We start from the raw sequence: 18,993 nt of genomic DNA on the forward strand, positions 1-18,993 counted from the left end.
ACAGTTACATGATCAAACTGCTCAGATATACTTACATTTTATTAATAATAGCGGCAGCAACCGGCTATGAAGTTTCTGCGCAGGGAACCGACCTAAGAAGTAATTTCAGACCGGGGAATACAGGAACAAACAGGACAGTGAAGCCAGCTTCGAGGGTAGGTAAAAAACTGGAAGTTGCGAGGGATAATTTCTTATCGCAGCAACTTGATCTGACTGATGATGAAGCAACTAAATTTTGGCCCATTTACCACCGCTACCAGGAGGAGCTAAAAGCTGTGCGTATCTTGAAACGCATTAATAATTCCAGCGCATCAACAAACGGCACCGACCAGATCAATAAAGATATTTATTATGAAAACCAGTTGCTGATGATTCGCAAGCATTACCGAGATGAGTTTTTAAAGATCCTCCCTCCGGAAAAAGTAAGCGAATTATACAAGGGCGAGCGGCAATTTACCGATGAGCTGATTAAGCAGCTGAGCGAACGCAGTATCCGCGCCGGCAATTAGTTGCATAGTGTTATAATAATTTTGTGATAAGCCATATATAGATATGGCTTTTTTTTTAGCATTTATGGATAATAGCACCAGTAATTTTACCGAGAAAGATATGCAGGCTGTAATTGGCTGGGTATTGCGTGCAGGGGTGATTATATCGATATCAATCGTGTTTTTTGGAGGCGTATTATATATCTATCGTCACGGCCATGCCACAGCGGATTATCACATTTTTAAGGGAGTACCTGATTTTGTCCACAACGCATCAGGGATTCTTAATGGCATAGCAACGCTTAGGGGCCGGGCTATAATTCAGGCAGGCATCATTTTATTGATCGCTACCCCCGTAATTAGAGTAGTGTTTTCGGCAATCGGATTTATTTTAGAGAAGGACCATTTGTATACCGCTATCACACTTATTGTATTGCTCATCATAGTGGCAAGTATGTTGAGTGGCCATGCTGGCTAAATTCAAAAAACCTTTTTTGTTTTGTCTTGCTTTACTAACATGCAACGGCATCATGTAAAATCATCCGCACTGCAAAGCATAGGTTACGATCCAGGCACCCATGTATTGGAATTAGAGTTTCATGAAAATGGTGGGGTTTGGCAATATCTCAATTTTAAACCGGCTGCGCTAAAAAAATTCTTGAGCAGTCAGTCGCTGGGGAATTACTTTGTAACCCAAATAAAAGGCAAATACCCGGAGCGTAAAATGAGCTGATGCCATGTCTTCCCAAAATATTTAAATCTCGATAAAAGTTAGATTTTAGCCTTTGATCTCAACCGTAAAACATTAGGTTAACGACTGATTAAATCAAACAATTACTGCGCAACTAATTGCTGGTTTTCCTCATCCTGTCCTGCTCCCCTTCATTTCCCGTGTCGTGCCTTATTGCCCCTTTAACTGTGCCTTTGCCAAACCGGTAACTGAAACTTAACCGGCCAATTCGCGTTTCTGGTTTGCCTATTATACGCAGATCGAGGTTATTAATATTGATGTATGCTCTGTCGCGGTTAGTGTTGAAGATATCAGCAACGTTCAAACTCAATTTGCCCCGTTTACCAAATACCTGGGTGCTGATACCAGCATTAACATAATAATTGGATTTATACTGCCTTACGCCATAAAAGTTAGGCGTTTCGTACCTGCTGCTGATCTCGGCAGAAACGCGACTGCTGATAGAGAAACTTTGATTTAAAGATAGTATCAGATCGCCTGTGCTTTTATCCAGATTACCATTTTCCGGATAAGCTTTATAATGCTGATAAGATGCATCTGCATCAACCAAAACATTCCACCACTTGGTGATCGTTACGGGGGCATTCACATTTACACCATATACATACACCTTACCCACATTGCGGGTTGTGGTTAAGCTAACCTTTGTTGTATCGTTTTGCTGGTAGTAGGTAAAATTGGCGTCAGTAACGAAATTAGCATAAAACGACGTGGCTATGGTTTGATTATAATTATGCGTAAGCTTCAACGAATTGGTATATTCGGGTTTTAAAAAGGGGTTGCCGCTTTGGTAATTATACGGGTCCACATAATATAAAAATGGGTTCAGGCTCTCGTAATCAGGCCTTAATATACCTCTGGTGAACGAAAGGGAATATTCGTTTTTATCGTTGTACCTGTAAGTAAGCAGTAAGCTCGGGAATATTTTAAAATAATTGCGGGCGTTTACCACAGCGCCCGTACCCGAGGTACCAGCAGATACACCCTCAGACTTTGTAAATTCGCCACGTGCCCCAGCAACCAGGTCAACTTTACCGTAAGTAGCATTATAGTTAACGTACCCGGCGTTTACATTCTCGGTGTACCTGAAACTGTTGCTAAAATTAGGATCGACCGTGTATACTCCGTTTACCCGGGGCCCAAAAACCAGGTTATTATCGCTGCTGGTATGGCTGATCTTAATACCTAGTTCCAGCTTAGTTGTCTTGTTAAGCGGGTTTATATAATCCAAAACGCCGGTATAATTAATCCGGTGTGAAGGTGAAAGGTTTTGAAGCAAGGTTGGCTGCCTGTAAACGGTACCGGCATTATTTAAAAAAGCATTATTGATGAACTCATCCGATTGCCTGTTATATGGAGAGTAGGTAATGGCAGCAGAAAGCATTTTGCCGGAAGTATCTAGCTTTCCGCTGTAATTGATATTGTAATTGATATTACGCAAATCTCGGTGCATATTAGAATTTACCAAAATCATAGAATCCAGCTGGCCATTATTAGCGATTTTTAGCGTATTATTTTTTCTAAATGAGTTATCGTTAAAAAAGCCAAACGCCTGCAAACCCAATGTATGCTTGGCTGATAGCAAAAAATCAGCCCCTAACCTGTAGTTATGGTTAACTGTTTCCTGCGTGCTGTAATAGTTTAAATTGTAACTGCTGGCAATTCCGTCTGTATTAATGTTACGATCATAAGTAAAAGTCTTAAAAGTCTTATTGGCATTCGCATTATAGCTCCCGTAGATATTTAAAAACTTGCTGCGGTTATTAAAAGTAAACCCGGCCATACTTTTGTAGTACTTACCATAACCCGCTGTTAAATTGATGGTGCCATTGGTACCTATGTTTTTCCCTTTTTTTAAAATGATATTAATTACACCACCAGCGGCTGCGTCATATTGGGCGGCGCCACCGCTAATCAACTCTATCTTCTCTACATTAGCACCCTGCGTACCTTTCAAAAGCGCCGTAAGATCGGAGCCCGTCATGTTGGTTGTTTTACCGTCAATAAGTATCAAAGCATTTTGCCTACCGCTGATGCTTACATTATCATCATTATCAACCCTTACACCCGGCGATTGCGCCAGTATCTCCAGTACATTCTTGCCATCCGCTGTAATACTTGCCTGGGGATTGATAATTGTTTTACCCGGTCGAACCTCAACCAATGGTTTTCTGGCAATAACTGCAACGCCTTTTAGCTCGGTACTGGATGTGATTAAGTAAATTGGGGGGACAGTTACGTGCTGTCCGGCAGCTAGCGTATAATTTGCAGAATATGCCTTAGTATAACCAAGGCGGTATGCCAGTACAAGGTACTTGCCTGGTGCCAAGCCCTTAAAAATATATTTACCGTCATTATTAACCAAAGCAGATTTAACTATAGCAGAATCGCTCTGGTTAAGCAATATCGCAGTGGCTGCGTCTGCAGCAGTGTTATTTTCCAGAAAAATATTGCCCCTTAATGATGACGAAGTGTTTTGGGCGCCACAAAAACCAATAAAGCAAACGATAAACGCAAGTAGCAGACACCCTTTTTTAGCCCTCATTAACTGTTTTGTAGATTTATCGCAGATATCGTTTAGGAAACTTCTAAATTAAAAAAAATATTAATTTAATATAAATTTAATATCGTTTTTACGAAAGCGCATAATAAATGGTGCTGATTGTTATCATAATACCAAGTTGAAAATGCTTCATTTTTAGTAAATTCGCCAATTAGATCCCCTAATGTAAACAGGTTAAACCCAATGAAAAGAATTTATTTAATAACGCTGGCTTTTGTACTTACCTCAAAGTTAATGGCCCAAACGCCGCCGGCTAATTTCACACCGGTACTTAACAAGTTTAAACAATTTTATAACAGCGGCCAGCCTGATAGTATTTACGCCATGTTTGCGCCGGATATGAAGGCGACCATTACCCTGGATAAATGGAACAGCACTACCGTACAGCTAAAATCGCAATTGGGTGCGCTGTTAAAAACCGAACCTGATAAATACGTTGCGCCCACTGCCATTTATAAAGCAACGTTTGCTAATAATGTATTTTTCCTGAATCTATCATTAAACAACCAAAATAAGCTGATCGGCGTTTTCTTTACCCCATACCAGGAACCATCCAAAACCATCGCGATGGACGCTTCATTAACTGAAGAACCTGTATTACTAAAGACATTCACCGGCACTATACCCGGTACTTTAACTATTCCTAAAGGCCCTTCAGGCAAAGTACCCGTAGTACTTATCATAGCAGGCTCCGGCCCTACAGACCGTAATGGTAACAGCCCTAAACTTGGCATTAATGGTAATACTTATAAGTTGCTGGCCAATGAGCTCGGTAAAAATGGCATCGCCACATTGCGTTACGATAAACGTTTAGTTGGACAAAGTGTGACCTCTACCAAAGAAAAAGAATTGCGCTTTACAGATTATGTAGACGATGCCGTTGGTCTCATTAATATGCTGAATGACGATAAGCGCTTTTCCAAAATAATTATACTGGGGCACAGTGAGGGATCATTGGTGGGTTTACTATCCGTTAGGGACCAGCCCGTAAAGGGATTTATATCTGCTGCCGGCGCTGGCCAAACAGCTGAAAAAATAGTAGCCGAACAGGTTAAAAAAACTTATCCTAAATTCCTGGTAGACCAATACACCACAATAGTGGACAGCCTGAGAAAGGGAAAACAAACCGACTATGTTGACCCGGCTTTATATGTTATTGCCAGGCCCAGTATACAGCCCTATTTAATGTCGTGGTTTCGGTATGATCCTGTGCGGATGATGAAAACCCTTAAGGTACCGGCATTAATTTTACAGGGAACAAATGATGTGCAGGTATCGGTAGATGATGCACAAAAATTAAAAAAGGGTGATTCCGACGCAAAGTTGGTAATCGTACAGGGAATGAACCATATTCTGAAAGATGCTCCGGCAGATCGTGAGCAAAACATAGCCACTTACAGCAAGCCTGATCTTCCTCTCAATGCGGAGATGGTCAAAAACATTGTAGAATTTGTTAAAGGAATTAAATAAATAACCGAGAAATGTGCAGATAAAATTAGCGAACGGTTTTATCTGCACATCTCCCAGCTTATTTCCAAATTCCGAGCAGTCTTCGCAGCAGAATAATTTCTGATGTATGATATGAAGTATGATCCGCTACCTGCAGGGCCTCCCGCAGGATGTTTTGGCCACTACCATGCGCTATTGGTTTATAAATATCCTGGGAGTGTAAAAGCGCAATAAAAGCAGCACGATCACTATTTATCTGGTCAATTGTCTTATCCCATGCATCATCATTTGCAGGTTCATTTTCTTTTGGCCAGTAATCATCCGGCCACTTTGGTGATTGGTGATTACCATCTTTGCTAAACTCGAGCATGTCCCATTGGGCTATGCGGATGTGTTCCGCCAACTGCCAAATGCTATAAGGGAGGTTATCAGGCTTTATACCACGATATTTTGAAGGGATGTCTTTTAAAGCATCCTCCAGGGTGGCGTGTGCGCCGCCGCCTTCAATCAATTTTATTAGCTCGGCAATTAAGATTTTATGCTCCTCGTTCATTGTTGCTTTTTTTCAATGTAACAAAACATGACCCGATTTGATTTATAACTGACAAATTTTTAAGTTTATGCACCAAATAAAACCGGTATAAGGTGATAAAAAAATTCCTCCTGCTTTCCCTGTACGTTGCTGCTTTTACGGCTTGTAAGAAAGATAGCCAATCCATGGAATCGCAAACTGCCAAAGGCGATGCTGCCTTTGCTTTATATGAAGAACATTTTCTCGACGATCTATGGAAACAAAACCCGGATTGGGCTACCAGCGTAGGCTACCATAAATACGATAGTTTATTGCTGGCACCCAGCGATGATAACCGAAAAAAGGCTATCCAATTTACCAAAGTGCAAATGGACTCTTTAAGCCGCTTCCAGGTGAACGAACTCTCGGATGCCAACAAAATGGACCATCGGCTAATGCAGAACCAGCTGGAATCCATTCAATGGAATCTGGAACAACTCCGGGAATACCAATGGAACCCTGCATCTTATAATGTAATCAGCACTTTTGCAGTTATCCTGAACGAGCATTATGCCCCGTTGGACAAGCGCCTTAAGAGCTTTTACCAACGCCTGGCGTTCGTGCCGGCTTATTACAAAGAAGCCGAAAAACAGATCAAAAACCCGGTGGTGGAGCTTACCAGCCTTGCGATAGATCAACACCTCAATGGCGTTAGCGTAATTGAAAGCGATTTTGCAGATTCACTCAAAAAATCAAAAATATCCACGGCAGAGCAAAAGCAGATGCTGGATCGCGCCCGAACTGCAGCTGAAGCGATCAAGAGCTATGCAACATGGCTAAAAGCACTCAAGAACGATAAACCGCGTAGTTTCAGGTTAGGTAAAAACTTTTACGAAAATAAATTCAGATACGAGATCCAAGCCGAGGGTACTGCCCAGCAGACCTATAACTCGGCAATGGAGCGCAAAAAAGCAGTGCATCTGGAAATGGCCAAATTAAGCCGGACACTATGGCCAAAATATTTTGGAACCAAGGCCATGCCTGCGGATTCACTTGATTTGATTAGTAAAATGATCGATACGTTGTCTGCCAATCATGTTGCACCTAAGGAGTTCCAGTCCGCTATCGAGGCACAAATACCAAAACTAACAGCCTTTATCAAGGCTAAAGACTTACTCACGCTTGACCCATCCAAACCATTGGTGGTTCGTAAGGAGCCGGGATACATGGCAGGGGTGGCAGGCGCTTCGGTAAGTTCCCCCGGCCCATATGATAAAGGCGGCAACACCTATTTTAATGTAGGCAGCCTAGACGCATGGGCACCGGAACGCGCAGAAAGTTACCTGCGCGAGTATAACCAGTACATCTTGCAGATCCTTTGCATCCACGAGGCTATACCTGGGCATTACACACAACTGGTATATGCCAACCAATCTCCAAGCATCATTAAATCGGTATTTGGCAACGGGGCTATGGTAGAAGGCTGGGCGGTTTATACCGAACCAATGATGCTGGATGCCGGCTTTGGTGACAACTCCCCGGAAATGCGCTTAATGTGGTATAAATGGCACCTGCGCAGCGTTTGTAACACCATTTTGGATTACAGTGTACACGCCGGCAATATGAGCAAGGAAGACGCCATAAAAATGCTGACCCGGGAAGCTTTTCAGCAACAAGCAGAAGCAGATAACAAGTGGAAACGCGTCAGCGTTAGCAGCGTACAGCTTACCAGCTATTACACCGGTTATAAAGAGATCATTTCACTGCGTGACGCCTACAAAAAGAAACAAGGCGATAAATACCGCTTAAAAGATTTTAACGAGAAATTCTTAAGCTATGGTAGTGCTCCTGTAAAAATGATTAAAGAGGCCATGTTTGAAGTACCTAAAATAGACACCAAAGCGGGCGGCGGTTGATGCAGCTGGTTAAAGCAACCGGCAAACAAGTTTTTAGGAAATTTATTTAAAGCTGTAAATGAACGAATTAGACAGAACAAATAACAACCTTTGGAAATGGGGAATAATTTACTATAACCCGAACGATGCTAAATTACTGGTAACCAAAAGATCTGGTTTAGGCTGGACGTTCAATTTTGCACACAAAGGCTCGTGGTTCTTTATGCTGGCTTTGGTGATAATAGTAGTCGCGGTATCGGTGTGGAAATAAAAAATCGTCTAACGGAAATTATTGCTCTTGGGAGAACAGCTTGATCCCTGTTACTCATCTTTTTTTTCGTGCTCAATTACAAACACATCTTCGTTATCTTTTTTCATCAGGTACTTTTCCCGGGCAAACTTTTCAAGTTTGGCTTTGTCTGATGTAAGTTCATCAAGATCTTTCCCTACTTGATCTGTTTCTGTTTTATAAAAGTCCCGCTCGTGCCTTAATTTGCTCAACTGTTCGTGATATTGGTATTGCGAGAACAGGTCATTCCTATCAAAAAATATCATCCACACGATAAACACCATCGTCACCAGGAAGTATTTATTCTTTACAAGATTAACTAAGCGGGTGATCATTGTAGCGTCTATTTTCATCTAAAGCTATTTATTTTTAACAACGACTGCAAATATCATTATTAACTTATTAACAAAAAAGAGATTAGCGTATAGTTTTACTTGCATGAAATGAATAGAAATATCCAAACCTGCACCGCTAAAACTAAACACTAATCTCCAGTCTCTTGTCTTTATTTCCTTCCGGTATACTTACCTGCAGCACCGCTCATACCGCTGGCTCCGCCTGCTTTACTACCTCCGGCAGCATTACGGCCACCACCGCTACGGCCGCCACCACTTCGGTTGCCGCCAGTTGGTCGGCCACCAGAACGACCAGCCCCGCCACCACCGCTTTTGCTTTTAGCAGGTGCATTTTTAGCTTTGCTCATCATCTTCTCCGTCATGGCCTGGATGCTTAGCGGATAAGGGTGCCCCTCTTCTACAGGGATCTCTTTCGCAATCAGCTTATGTATATCCTTCAGATAATCAATTTCTTCCTCGCCATCGCAAAAAGTAAGCGCTATACCACTTGCCCCCGCCCTGCCGGTACGGCCGATACGGTGTACATAAGTTTCAGGAATATTCGGGATCTCGTAATTGATCACATGCGTTAAATCGTCAATATCGATACCACGTGCAGCAATATCGGTAGCTATTAAAACACGTGTGGTACGATTTTTAAAGTTAGTTAAAGCCCGCTGGCGTGCGTTCTGCGATTTGTTACCATGAATCGCCTCTGCAGTAATGCCGGCCTTTACCAAATCCTTAACCACTTTATCTGCGCCATGCTTGGTACGGGTAAATACCAGCGCAGTCTTAATATTTTTATCTTTTAAAATATGGTTTAGTAATAAGCGTTTATCATTTCGCTCTACAAAATATAAGGACTGTTGTATCGTGTCAGCTGTAGACGATACCGGAGCCACTTCAACTTTCGCAGGTTTCTGCAGAATAGAATCAGCCAGGCTTTGGATCTCGGCAGGCATAGTAGCACTAAAGAACAAAGTTTGTCGGTTGGAAGGTACTTTAGCTATGATCTTTTTAACATCATGCACAAAACCCATATCCAACATGCGGTCGGCTTCATCCAATATCAGCATTTTAATCTGATCCAGATGTACAAACCGCTGGTTCATCAAGTCTAATAACCTACCCGGGGTTGCTATAAGAATATCCACACCGCGGCGCAAAGCATCTGTTTGCGGGCCCTGAGATACTCCACCAAAAATAACCAGGTTTTTAAGGCCCGTGTGCTTACCGTAAGCCGTAAAGCTTTCGCTGATCTGTATAGCCAGCTCGCGCGTTGGCGTTAAAATAAGTGCCTTAATTGCCTTCTGTTCCTTGTGTTTTTGCCTATCGTTAAACAATAATTGCAGAATAGGAATAGCAAACGCCGCAGTTTTACCGGTGCCGGTTTGTGCGCAGCCAAGCAAATCTCGGTGTTGTAATATATATGGAATTGCTTGTTCTTGTATAGGAGTTGGGGTTGTATAACCCTCTGTTTTTAGAGCCTTCAAAATAGGCTCAATTAAATTTAAATTTTCGAATGACATGTAATAAATGTGTGTATTGTGTGCTAACGCGAAGCATTAAGCGGATCTGAAGAGTGTCTGATGATCAAAACCGTAAATCAACGGGTAATTATTTATGCAAAGATACGCTTTTTATTATGAACTAGTATAAATGTGCGTATGGGCGGATATTGTGCGTGAAATGACCATACATTCAAACAGTTGTAAAACATTAAAATTGAATTTGGGCTGCAGGTCTGCAGCTTCAGATGCGTTTGCAATAGTTGCTAACTTGTTGCCTACAAATACTGAATAACATGGACGTTGCCTTTTGCCCCCGCTTTCCGCTCATACGGCATTAGTCTTAAGCACAAAACCGGTATCCGCTTCAATCGTTAACGCAAAATTGTAGTTAGTGAGTCCCCTTGAAGAAATTTCCGCATACGATTATTCCGGCTGTGCCTCTGCCTCGTCGATTGATTCTTGCTTATTTTTTACAAAAGCATCCAGCACGATTAACCCGATGCCAACCATGATGGACACATCAGCTACATTAAAAATCCCTGTTTGCAGTGATCCAAACCGAATGTGCATAAAATCGGTTACCGAACCATGCATTACACGGTCATAAATATTCCCAAATCCGCCGCCAATTACGCATACGATACCCAGTAGCACTAAATTGCTTAAATTCTTGGTGGTCACAACAAAAACTACGGCAGCAAACAATGACAGCATAGGCAAAAATGTAAGTAAAATAAAACGATAAGGATTTGCCAACTGATCACCTGCACTTAAGAAAGCACCGGTATTTTCTATTTTGATGAGCGTAAAATGATCTTTTATAACAGGGATTGGATACTCGTAAGTTAATTCTTTACGCGCAATGGACTTAGATACCTGGTCGCACCCAATATTAAGTGCTAAAATAAACAGGATCACAAGGGCCCTGTAAAAACCTTTTTTGTTCATCAATACGAAAGTATGAAAGGGATTTTGAATTTACTAATGACCGCGCGGGTAGTTTCAGAATTCATTGTTTGAGAAACTAATGAAACCAATCTAGCCTGTCGAACCGATTAAATTTCCGCCTTGCATAAAAAAAGCCCCGGCAAAACCGGGGCCAAATTTATCCTACTCCTTCTTTCGAGGGATGAGGCTACTATCTCTTCTTGAAATACTTAAAGTTCTTGCCGATGAATTTAGCAGCTTCGCCTAATTCCTCTTCTATGCGCAATAACTGGTTGTATTTTGCTATCCTGTCGCTACGTGATGCAGAACCTGTTTTAATCTGACCACAGTTTAACGCCACAGCTAAATCTGCAATGGTAACATCCTCAGTTTCGCCCGAACGATGACTCATTACCGATGTATAACCGTTAGATTGAGCTAAAGTAACCGCGTCGATAGTTTCAGTTAATGAACCAATTTGGTTTACTTTTACCAGGATAGAGTTTGCTATGTTCTGATCTATTCCTTTCTGTAAACGTGTAACGTTAGTTACAAATAAATCATCACCTACCAACTGTACCTTATCGCCAAGACGGTCGGTTAACATCTTCCAGCCCTCCCAGTCATTTTCATCCATCGCATCTTCAATTGAAATGATAGGATATTTGTCTACAAGTTGTGCAAGATAATCTACTTGCTCGGCACTGGTGCGGATAGCACCTTTTTCGCCTTCAAATTTGGTATAATCGTATTTGCCGTCTTTGTAGAATTCAGAAGCAGCACAGTCAAAAGCAATGAAAATATCTTCGCCTGCTTTGTAACCTGCTTTTTCTATTGCCTGTAAAATAGTTTCAACACCATCTTCAGTACCTTCAAAAGTTGGTGCAAAACCACCTTCGTCTCCTACTGCTGTGGACAGGCCACGGTCATGTAAAATCTTCTTCAGGTTGTGGAATACTTCGGTACCCCAACGGATAGCTTCAGAAAAAGATGACGCACCTACTGGCATGATCATGAATTCCTGGAAAGCGATAGGTGCATCAGAGTGCGAGCCACCGTTTACAATATTCATCATCGGGATTGGCAAAGTGTTAGCATTTACACCACCAATGTAGCGGTATAATGGCTGACGGCTTTCCTGTGCAGCAGCTTTAGCACACGCTAAAGAAACACCAAGAATAGCATTAGCACCTAAGTTGCCTTTATTTTCGGTACCGTCAAGTGCTATCATAATAGCATCGATAGCATTTTGTTCAAATACATCAACGCCTTTCAGTTCGGCGGCAATTTTCTCGTTTACATTGGCTACGGCTTTTAAAACGCCTTTACCCATATATACGGCTTTGTCGTTATCGCGCAGCTCAACTGCCTCATGCATACCGGTAGAAGCACCAGAAGGTACTGCGGCACGGCCAAGCACACCATTTTCTGTAATTACATCTACTTCTATTGTAGGATTGCCACGTGAATCGAGTATTTGCCTCGCATGAACGTCAATGATTAAGCTCATATTAAAAGTGTATTTTTTTGGATTACTATACTAATTTGGTGGGCTAAGTTAAGCGCAAAATCATTTAATAGCAACGGAAATTTTGTATTTGTTATGATTATTAATCAGTTGTGGTGGGCAACTGTTCCCTTTGCGTGCTGTTTTTACGGTTTATACGATACATCAGCATTAACATAATGTTATCTTTAGCACTCCCCGTAGTGGCGGTGAAGTTGGCCTGCCTTAGCCAGCCTGCCTGCCCTATCCATGATTTAGTGAACTGATAGCCTAGCGCAGCAGATGCACGGTTACGCTCAAAGTACGATGCCTTATTGGTGATAAATACTTCATCAAAAAAAGATAGAAACCAGGTTTTGGCTACTATCTTTTTATTATTAAGCGGGATGAACATATTAATACGGTAACGAAAACGGTTGCGGTAAACGTCATTCACCCAGCGCTGCTCTGCCCGGTAACGGTGCTCGAATTTTAGGCGCGAAAGATACTGGTTGATGGTCAATTGCTCCCAAAAACGCGTTTCGTTGATGGTGGCACCAGCGCCAACGTCATGATAATCAAACGTGTGGTACGTACCTGTACCTACCAGGGCGATAAAATTCTTATCGATATCATAACTTAAACCTGCCTTGGCCTCATAATACTGAAACTGACTAAATGGCCCGTTGGTACGGGTTTGAAACTCGGTATAGCCACCCCATTTGTGTGCACTATCGCCTGGCATTACTAAGGTAACAATCCCCCATGTACCTAATTTAGAATCCTGGGCCTTTAGGATAGATGCAAAACAAGAATACACTAACACTAAAAGTATAAATTTACGCATGTTAATTAATTGTTAACCAAGTCGCAAATATATCAATTGATGATTTTAATTTAATATTCAATTGCAAATTTTATGAATTGCAAGTAGGGTGTTTTAATTTAGATGAATTTTAAATTATTGTAGATAACAAGGGTTTTTAGTAAAACTCAAGACCTTAAAAGCTTTAATAAATCAGCTAGGCTTTCAAACTCCCGCCTTCAGCCTTTCCGATCAGGCTGTGCTTATAACCGTATAAAGCATAAATAACAAGCCCCACAACTAACCAGGCGAGGAATCGGATCCAACTTTGATAGGTCAGTTCCGTCATCAGATAAAAGCAGCTCAACAAACCTAACACAGGTATAAGCGACAGGTTTTTCATCACTGCTGCAATTGTTAATCCTATTGAAAGAATGATAAAAAGGAAGAAAGGAAACTTTTCATGCAAATTACCCTGTGATAACATTGCCATAAAAGGGGACCAAAATAAAAAACCCATAATTACAAGTATTACCGGCGCAATATATTTGGCATTTACATAGGGGAGGTGAAATTTACCTTTTACAGCAGCTTCACGGGGCATAAGTAAAACACCGCCACAAACAAGTACGAATGCGAATAAAGTACCAATACTGGTCAAATCGGTCACCTCGGTCAGGTTAAGGAACAATGCTGGTATAGCTACCACAAAACCGGTTACAATTGTGGCAAAAGATGGTGTTTGAAACTTAGGATGGATACGGGAAAAAGCCTTTGGTAACAAACCATCGCGGCTCATACTCATCCAGATACGGGGCTGCCCCAGTTGAAAGATAAGTAGCACACTTGCAGTAGCAATTACTGCACTAACGGAGATCACATAACTGATGTTCTTTAATCCTACTTTGGCAAATACAAATGCCAGCGGATCGCCAACCTGTAAATCTTTATAATTTACCATGCCCGTAAGCACAAGAGAAATAAGGATATATAACACGGTGCAGATTATGAGCGAGTAGATCATCCCTCGGGGGAGATCCTTTTGTGGATTTTGGCATTCTTCTGCAGTGGTAGAAATGGCATCAAAACCAATGTAGGCAAAAAATACACCTGAGACGCCCTTCATTACACCCTTAAAACCATTTGGCATGAACGGGTGCCAGTTAGCCGGTGTTACATAAAAGAAACCAATGGCAATCACTGCGATAACGATCAGTACTTTCAATATCACCATGGCATTTGTAGCCTTTTTGGTTTCTCGGATACCGATATATACAAGATAGGTAATAATAAAAACGATGCCCAAAGCCGGTAAGTTAGCGATCAGCTTAAAGTTACCAAAGCCGGGAGCATTGTTCCAGGCTGTTGCAGCGGTTTTCAGGTTTTCGGTAATTTCTGCCGCTTTGCCGCCAGTGGTTAGCTCAGCTATTTTTTCATGGGCCCGAAATGCCGAGAAGTAATCCATTGTTAAATACTCGGGCATATGGAGATGAAATCCTTCCAGCAGGTTAACAAAGTAAGTACTCCAGGATATGGCTACCGCAATATTACCGATAGCATATTCCATCAAAAGATCCCAGCCGATGATCCAGGCGATAAGCTCACCAAAAGATGCGTAGGCGTAGGTATATGCACTGCCCGCAACAGGTATACGCGAAGCAAATTCAGCATAGCATAATGCAGAAAACCCACAGGTTACCGCAGTGATAATAAACAGGATAGACACACCTGGCCCGCCGTAGAACGATGCCTCGCCAATTGTTGAGAAAATTCCTGCTCCTACAACAGCAGCGATTCCCATCAGGGTAAGGTCTTTTACATTAAGTTCTTTTTTGAGTTGGGAGGCTGAACCAGGGTGTTCAGCATCGCTGAAACCAGAGGCAACATCAGCCAAAATCTTATCAACAGATTTTCTGCGAAATACGCTTTTAGACATTTATTTTAATCAGTTTGATTAGTGCAACCAAAACTAACCATTTTTTTGCATTGAAAAAGTATATCCGTTACTTTGTAGGCAATGGAAACAGGCCTGCGATTTGTTTTAAACAAGATTAAATACTTTTTCATCCCGTATTTGATCATGTTAATTATCTGTGTGGCTGTTAAAATAGAATATGACCGGGAAACGGTATATCACACTGTCAACGCTATCCATAACCATATTGCCGATTACCTTGCGCCCTACATTACCGATATAGGAGATGGCTTAACAGTAGTCGTCTTGTCAGCTATATTAGTACTATTCAATTACCGGCGGGCGTTCCTGCTTTTTAGTAGTTTTTTGCTTACTGCCATTGTAGCTCAGGCTTTAAAATACTGTATTAACATGCCAAGGCCGGGCACTTATTTTAACGGCCGCATGGAGGGCATCTATTTGGTAAAGGGCGTGTACATAATAGGCGGCATCCAAAGCTTTCCGTCCGGGCATACTGTAACGGCGTTTTCGGCTGCGGTTACTATCACCTATCTGCTTAAAAATAAATTTTGGGGAATGGCTCTGTTGATAGTGGCCATATTAGTAGGTTACTCGCGTATGTACCTCAGCGAGCACTTTTTTGAAGATGTTACAGCCGGATCGGCAATTGGCACTTTTGTAACTGTTTTGTGGTTGGGCTATATTGATAGCAAAGATTTTTTAAGATCCCCCCGCTGGAACAGGGGAATCTTAAAAAAATAGGGTTTAGACTTCTGTCTGCTTTTTCCTTTTCATCACGAAAACGATGACCAGGATGATGACCAATGCACCACCTCCAAAAATGCCAATTTTAGCCACTGTTGAAAGCCCCTTGGCATTAGAAAGATATTGATCAGTACGCTTCAATTCTGGGGAAACCTTAATAGAGCTCGAGAATTCTTTATACTCATTTTTCACCAAATCAGCGCGTTGCTGCTCATAATAATATTCGAAGGTATAAGTTACATCCTGCGTATATATGATGATAAAGTTACGCAGCTGCACGCCTGCACCCTGATCTGTAGAAAGCGTGAAGGTTTTGGCTTTGAGGTGACCGATAAGCGTATCGCGCACATTCATTGTGCTGCCCGCTGCCTGTCCCTTAATCCCTGCTATGTAGTCTTTAAGTACTTTATTGAGGTCTCTTTCCTTTTTTAAAGGCGCATTGTCTTTCGCATTCGGGGCCCGGATAACAACCATGTAGCCCAGGGCCGCATTACCAGAATAGATCTGCTGGCCGAGGGTATCCTTTTTAATATATTTCTCCGGTAATGAAACTGTAACAAGGCTATCAACCTTTATCGGCTTTAATGTCTGTGCAAAGCCTGCTAACGACAGCAGTACCATGCTAAAACTTACAAGTATCTTTTTCATAGATAGTTTAACCTATAATATACCGATAAGTTTTAAAATGGATTTAAATATGAAATAAATAGCACCAATCATAAATAGAAAACAGACCATTATTACTGCCTTCTCATCATTCTATTTATTCCCGCCAATCTGTACTGAGGCTATAAAACGTAGCAAATATTATATATCAATTTTAATAGCAAATTAGTCTCAATATTTTATTATTGCGCCAATAATAGCATCAGCGCAATCATAAACAAATAGCAGGCAAAGAGGATGATTTGCTCTTGCATAGTACAAGTGCTTCAATATTTTATCGCAGGGGTATTATCCTTCACTAATTTACAGTCAGGATTGCGCCCTCACGATGGACCAAGTGATCAAGAAATATAATGTAAAAGTTCAAAGCAAAATAAAAAAGCCTTCCCGGTGTGCAGGAAGGCTTTGGTAAGGCTTATATTTTATCCATTTCGGCTTTCACAAACTCCGCAAGCTCTTTGACGTACCCGGCACTGAAATCAAATTTAATACCGGCTGTTTCATATATCTCGGTAATGGTTTTGGTATAGCCTAGTTTTAGGGCATCCAGATATTGCTGCAAGCCTTTCTCCGGGTTTTCCTTATAATTTTTCCAAACCGCAATGGCACCAAGCTGTGCCATACCGTATTCAATATAGTAAAACGGCACTTCGAAAATATGCAGCTGCTTTTGCCATAAGTTCTGCTCTGCTTCAGCATGTTCACTCCAATCAACAAACCCGGCACCAAAAGGCTCGTAGATCTTTAACCAGGCTGCCGTGCGTTCGGCATCGGTATGATCCGGATTGGTATAGATCCAATGCTGAAACTGATCTACCACCGCTACCCATGGCAGAGTTTTAAGCACATCAAAAAGCTGATCGCGTTTGGCGCGCTTCAGATCTTCCTCATTATCGAAATAAACATCCCAGTTGTCCATCGAAATCAACTCCATCGACATAGAGGCCAGTTCGGCCACCTCACTTGGGCAATGTTTAAAATCGTTAAGTTCCAGGTCGGCTGTCAGAAAAGTATGTACTGCATGGCCGCCCTCGTGTACCATGGTTGTTAAATCGCGGAAGGTATTGGCGGAGTTCATAAAAATGAATGGCGCGCCGGTTTCCGACAATGGGTAATTGTAACCACCGGGGGCCTTGCCTTTTCGGCTTTCCACATCGAAAAGACTATTATCCTTCATGATGGATAAGCGCTCGCCCAGGTAGCTGCTGATATTGGTAAAACACTGAATAGATTTGTCAACCAACTCTGCGCCATTGTTAAAGGGTTTTAAAGCCGGTTTGCCCGATACATCAACGTCCATATCCCAGGGCTTTAGGGCATCAACTCCGAGAGCTTCCTTGCGTTTTTGGGCCTGATCGCGCAATATGGGTACAATCTCGGTCTCTATAGCCGCATGGAAAGCGTAGCAATCCTGTGCCGTGTAATCAAACCTGCCCAATTCCTGAAATTTATAATCGCGGTAGTTTTCAAAACCGGCGTTGAGTGCTACTTTGTGGCGCAGGGCACGCAGATGATCAAAAAGAGTATCCAGCACGGTTTTATCCTGCAGGCGGCGCGCGGTTATCTTTTCCCAAACCTCCTGCCTTTTGGCACGATCGGTTCCTTTTAAAAATACGGATGCTTGTTCCAATGTAAATTCCTTTTCATCGATATGAACGGACATACTGCCGGTGATCGACTGGTATTTTTGCTGCTCTACCTGGATCTCCGTTTGCAGTGGAATGTTCTCTTCGCGGAACAGCTCCAATGCCTTCTTTACACCACGAAGCATGATGTAATACTTCTCTTCTTTCAGCTGGCTTACAAACTCGTTCTCAACAAGCTTTTTGTTGAGGTTGTTATTGTAAGGTGCTGTTTTGGGCTCGATCTCGGTAGCAAAATATTGGAAGCTCTCCAGCAGATCGGGGTTCATGGTATCGCAGGTCATGCGAATATAGCGCCAGGCAAAATCTTCTTCCAAAGCAGCCTGTAATTCGCTGCCATCTTTAAGCCATTTTTCCAGTTCCTCAACCGAGTTGATAGGGCGGTCTGTTAATTCCTGGTAAAGCGGTTCCAGCGTTTCCCATTTTATCTCTAGGTCAGCCGGGATGTATGTTCGTGTTTTTTTAGTTATCATGGTGAATAGACCCGCATATATGCGGATGTGCAAATATGCAGATTTTAAATAATGTGAAGAGAATGGAGATTGGAAAAGCGCAGCAGCATCCCAGGTACCTTATTGTATTCGCCACCAAGGATTTTTTTATTTTGAGCTTTGTTTTAACGTTTATTATTTCACAAGCTTAAATGTATGCTTTAATACAACTAAACATAATTCGATGTCAACCCATTTAGTAAATTAATATACAGCACTTTAATTAGATTTTCAAAATAGCATTTTAACCCTCTGGTTAATTCTAAGCGAATTCTGTAGCAGAAAAAAGACACCAATACTTTCCGGGACTGCTAGAAAGTATATTGGATGAAATTCAACTCAAAAAAGTTTATTTGTGCCGATTAAAAATTTGGCGCAGGAAACGGGAAAGATCACGATTAATATTGCCCAACAATAATCCTTACAGAAAATGGGTTCAAAGCCGTCAATATAAAATACCCTGCTATAGGTTTTCATTGATATATCCCATGGAATTCTAT

The 18,993-nt window shown here is 41.8% G+C and carries 17 protein-coding genes; 7 read left to right on the top strand and 10 right to left on the bottom strand.

The window, feature by feature from the left end; translation table 11 throughout:
• Nucleotides 1-8: 8 nt before the first annotated feature.
• The 3 genes from A0256_24075 to A0256_24085 all read left to right on the top strand — a co-directional run bounded on the left by A0256_24075 (nucleotide 9) and on the right by A0256_24085 (nucleotide 1,221).
• Nucleotides 9-509: a hypothetical protein gene (locus tag A0256_24075; protein AMR34310.1), complete on the top strand. Its 501-nt coding sequence runs from the start codon at nucleotides 9-11 to the stop codon at nucleotides 507-509.
• 64 nt (nucleotides 510-573) lie between these two features.
• The gene (locus A0256_24080) at nucleotides 574-966 is read left to right on the top strand and encodes a hypothetical protein (protein ID AMR34664.1); all 393 of its coding nucleotides are present in this window, start codon (nucleotides 574-576) and stop codon (nucleotides 964-966) included.
• 39 nt (nucleotides 967-1,005) lie between these two features.
• Nucleotides 1,006-1,221: a hypothetical protein gene (locus A0256_24085; protein AMR34311.1), complete on the top strand. Its 216-nt coding sequence runs from the start codon at nucleotides 1,006-1,008 to the stop codon at nucleotides 1,219-1,221.
• Nucleotides 1,222-1,333: 112 nt separating this feature from the next.
• Here the strand turns inward: A0256_24085 and A0256_24090 are convergent, their stop codons facing one another.
• The gene (locus tag A0256_24090; protein ID AMR34312.1) at nucleotides 1,334-3,784 is read right to left on the bottom strand and encodes a hypothetical protein; all 2,451 of its coding nucleotides are present in this window, start codon (nucleotides 3,782-3,784) and stop codon (nucleotides 1,334-1,336) included.
• A 201-nt stretch (nucleotides 3,785-3,985) separates the two neighbouring features.
• On the opposite strand from A0256_24090, the gene A0256_24095 reads away from it, so the two are divergent.
• Nucleotides 3,986-5,272 (top strand): hypothetical protein, encoded by a 1,287-nt coding sequence (locus tag A0256_24095; GenBank protein ID AMR34313.1) that lies wholly within the window; start codon nucleotides 3,986-3,988, stop codon nucleotides 5,270-5,272.
• A gap of 58 nt (nucleotides 5,273-5,330) precedes the next feature.
• Here the strand turns inward: A0256_24095 and A0256_24100 are convergent, their stop codons facing one another.
• Nucleotides 5,331-5,804, bottom strand: a complete 474-nt coding sequence (locus A0256_24100; GenBank protein AMR34314.1) for an ABC transporter — start codon at nucleotides 5,802-5,804, stop codon at nucleotides 5,331-5,333.
• A 95-nt stretch (nucleotides 5,805-5,899) separates the two neighbouring features.
• Here A0256_24100 and A0256_24105 point away from each other — a divergent pair, with 95 nt between their 5' ends.
• A complete protein-coding gene (locus A0256_24105) occupies nucleotides 5,900-7,678 on the top strand; it encodes a hypothetical protein (GenBank protein AMR34665.1) in 1,779 nt (592 codons plus the stop codon).
• Between the two features lie 58 nt (nucleotides 7,679-7,736).
• On the top strand, nucleotides 7,737-7,928 hold the full coding sequence (locus tag A0256_24110) for a hypothetical protein (protein ID AMR34315.1): 192 nt from the start codon (nucleotides 7,737-7,739) through the stop codon (nucleotides 7,926-7,928).
• 50 nt (nucleotides 7,929-7,978) lie between these two features.
• Here A0256_24110 and A0256_24115 read toward each other — a convergent pair whose 3' ends face one another.
• The 6 genes from A0256_24115 to A0256_24140 all read right to left on the bottom strand — a co-directional run bounded on the left by A0256_24115 (nucleotide 7,979) and on the right by A0256_24140 (nucleotide 14,949).
• Nucleotides 7,979-8,299, bottom strand: coding sequence for a septum formation initiator (locus tag A0256_24115; protein AMR34316.1), 321 nt, complete (start codon nucleotides 8,297-8,299; stop codon nucleotides 7,979-7,981).
• A gap of 152 nt (nucleotides 8,300-8,451) precedes the next feature.
• Nucleotides 8,452-9,813, bottom strand: coding sequence for a DEAD/DEAH box helicase (locus A0256_24120; GenBank protein AMR34317.1), 1,362 nt, complete (start codon nucleotides 9,811-9,813; stop codon nucleotides 8,452-8,454).
• 405 nt (nucleotides 9,814-10,218) lie between these two features.
• The gene (locus A0256_24125) at nucleotides 10,219-10,743 is read right to left on the bottom strand and encodes a hypothetical protein (GenBank protein AMR34318.1); all 525 of its coding nucleotides are present in this window, start codon (nucleotides 10,741-10,743) and stop codon (nucleotides 10,219-10,221) included.
• A gap of 190 nt (nucleotides 10,744-10,933) precedes the next feature.
• Nucleotides 10,934-12,232, bottom strand: coding sequence for a phosphopyruvate hydratase (eno, locus tag A0256_24130; GenBank protein AMR34319.1), 1,299 nt, complete (start codon nucleotides 12,230-12,232; stop codon nucleotides 10,934-10,936).
• Between the two features lie 100 nt (nucleotides 12,233-12,332).
• On the bottom strand, nucleotides 12,333-13,055 hold the full coding sequence (locus A0256_24135; protein AMR34320.1) for a hypothetical protein: 723 nt from the start codon (nucleotides 13,053-13,055) through the stop codon (nucleotides 12,333-12,335).
• 175 nt (nucleotides 13,056-13,230) lie between these two features.
• Nucleotides 13,231-14,949 (bottom strand): amino acid transporter, encoded by a 1,719-nt coding sequence (locus tag A0256_24140; GenBank protein AMR34321.1) that lies wholly within the window; start codon nucleotides 14,947-14,949, stop codon nucleotides 13,231-13,233.
• 81 nt (nucleotides 14,950-15,030) lie between these two features.
• Between A0256_24140 and A0256_24145 the strand changes: the two genes are divergently transcribed.
• On the top strand, nucleotides 15,031-15,690 hold the full coding sequence (locus tag A0256_24145) for a hypothetical protein (GenBank protein ID AMR34322.1): 660 nt from the start codon (nucleotides 15,031-15,033) through the stop codon (nucleotides 15,688-15,690).
• 3 nt (nucleotides 15,691-15,693) lie between these two features.
• Here the strand turns inward: A0256_24145 and A0256_24150 are convergent, their stop codons facing one another.
• Complete coding sequence (locus tag A0256_24150) at nucleotides 15,694-16,341, bottom strand: hypothetical protein (protein AMR34323.1); 648 nt, start codon at nucleotides 16,339-16,341, stop codon at nucleotides 15,694-15,696.
• A 433-nt stretch (nucleotides 16,342-16,774) separates the two neighbouring features.
• A complete protein-coding gene (locus A0256_24155; protein ID AMR34324.1) occupies nucleotides 16,775-18,475 on the bottom strand; it encodes an oligoendopeptidase F in 1,701 nt (566 codons plus the stop codon).
• Nucleotides 18,476-18,993 lie beyond the last annotated feature (518 nt).

The sequence above is a fragment of the Mucilaginibacter sp. PAMC 26640 genome (assembly GCA_001596135.1).
Taxonomy (GTDB): domain Bacteria; phylum Bacteroidota; class Bacteroidia; order Sphingobacteriales; family Sphingobacteriaceae; genus Mucilaginibacter.